We start from the raw sequence: 1752 nt of genomic DNA, 5'->3' as shown, positions 1-1752 counted from the left end.
GCGCAGCGCCGGTCAGACCCGCCGGCGCGCCAGCGTCAGCCCGTCGCCCACCGTCAGCAGCGCCAGGTCGATGCGTTCATCGTGGTGCAGCTTGCTGTTCAGTGCCTGCAGCGCGGCGGTGTCGGGCGAGTTGGCCGGCTTGGCCACCGCACCACCCCACAGCGTGTTGTCAAAGGCGATCAGGCCCCCGATGCGCACCAGTTGCAGGCAGCGCTCGTAGTAGCCGTCGTAGTTGACCTTGTCCGCATCGATGAACGCGAAGTCGTAGGCGCCCGCCTCGCCCGCAGCCAGCCGCGCGTCCAGCGTCTGCAGCGCAGGCGCCAGCACCAGCTCGATCTTGTGCTCGACGCCCGCCTGGCTCCAGAACGGGCGCCCGACGCGGGTGAACTCGTCGCTGACATCGCAGGCCAGCACGCGGCCGTCTTCCGGCAGCGCCAGCGCCACCGCCAGCGCGCTGTAGCCAGTGAAAGTGCCGATCTCGATCGTCCGCCGCGCGCCCATCAGCTTGACCAGCAAAGCCATGAACTGGGCCTGATCGGGCCCGATCTGCATGCCCGCGTAAGGGTGCGACTGCGTGGCCTCGCGCAGCCCAGCCTGGGCTGGGTGCTCGCGGGCCGAGTGGTCGACGAGGTAGCGGTAGAGGTGGTCGTCGATCGCCAGTGTGCGTGAGCTCATCGTCAATCTCCCCGAATGAATGTAGCGGGCGCTCAGCCGGCCAGACGGCGACAGTTCACCGGCAGGTAACGGTTCTCGATGTCGGTGCGGTCCTTGCCCTGAACCTCCATCTTGTCCGGCACCTTGCCGGCTGCGCAGACCCAGGCCGGCGGCACCTTCGGCGTGTCGGCCACCACCGCCGGCCGCAGCGTCAGGGTGTGGCCTTTGATCGCGCCGTTGGCGCTGTTGCCGAAGGTGATGTGGACGGCACCGGCTTCCACCGTGACGGCGCTGACGAAGTTGCCGACGATCTTGTCCGCAGCCGGCACCTCGGCTTCGGCGTTGTCGGCAGGCATCTCGTTGTTGGCGCCCCAATAGGCCGCAATCGGCCCCTTGGCCACGTCGGCGAGCTTGGCGGCCTCGACGACCTGCTCGCGCACGATGCGCTCCTGGATGCTGGGCACGGCGATCATCGCCAGGATTGCGATGATGGACACGGCGACCATCACCTCCACCAGCGTGAAGCCATGGGCCGCGGAGCGCGAAAGAAGTTGCTTGGGCACGGTCGGTGAGACAGGTCGTGAAGGCCGCCGAACTGTACGACGAAGGCGATGCTCGGGTCGCGTCAGTGGGCCGGTGCCGATGCGGCGCCCGCCTCAGGCGCCGGGCTGGCAAACCACGTGAGCGCCTCTTGCAGTGGCGTTGCGTCCACCGCGTGGGGGCCGGGCACAAACTCGAGCCGGACGCGCTTGAAGCCGGCCGCGCGCAGATCGTCTTCGATGCCGCGGTGCTGCGCCGGCGTGGCCACACGGTCTTTCAGGCCGCCCTGCAAGAACACCGGCACCGCGCGCATCGCGTCGTCGAGCACGCCGAACTGCTTGGCAGCCTCGCCCACCGCGTTGGTGTTCACGCCAGCCATGTAGACCCCGGCGACCTGCGCACCGCGGCTGCGAAACAGCGCAGCCAGCCACCCCGCATRTTTGGCGCCACCGGAAAAGCCCGCGAAGGCGATGCGCGGCTGCTCGGCGCCTTTCCACATCGGCTTCAACGCTGCCAGCGCCGCATGACCCAGCACGTAGCGCAACTGCAGCAGGTCAT

Annotated in this window: 3 protein-coding genes; all 3 read right to left on the bottom strand. The window is 68.6% G+C overall.

Going from position 1 to position 1752, the window contains the following annotated elements; all coding sequences use genetic code 11:
* Positions 1-12: 12 nt before the first annotated feature.
* Positions 13-675, bottom strand: a complete 663-nt coding sequence (locus AC1DYI_RS34540; protein WP_477208614.1) for a class I SAM-dependent methyltransferase — start codon at positions 673-675, stop codon at positions 13-15.
* Between the two features lie 32 nt (positions 676-707).
* Entirely contained in the window at positions 708-1217 is a 510-nt protein-coding gene (locus AC1DYI_RS34535) for a pilin (protein ID WP_477208613.1), read from the bottom strand.
* Between the two features lie 62 nt (positions 1218-1279).
* A partial coding sequence (locus AC1DYI_RS34530) for an alpha/beta hydrolase (protein ID WP_477208612.1) occupies positions 1280-1752 on the bottom strand: 473 nt, incomplete at its 5' end.

The organism is Ideonella sp. P3_A4, assembly GCF_056403075.1.
The sequence above is the reverse complement of the archived record's forward strand: the minus strand, read 5'-3'. Positions and strand labels throughout refer to the sequence as shown.

Bases quoted from the DNA above. Each gene is read 5' to 3' on its own strand.
- AC1DYI_RS34540 (WP_477208614.1), bottom strand. From the start codon at position 675: ATGAGCTCACGCACACTGGCGATCGACGACCACCTCTACCGCTACCTC.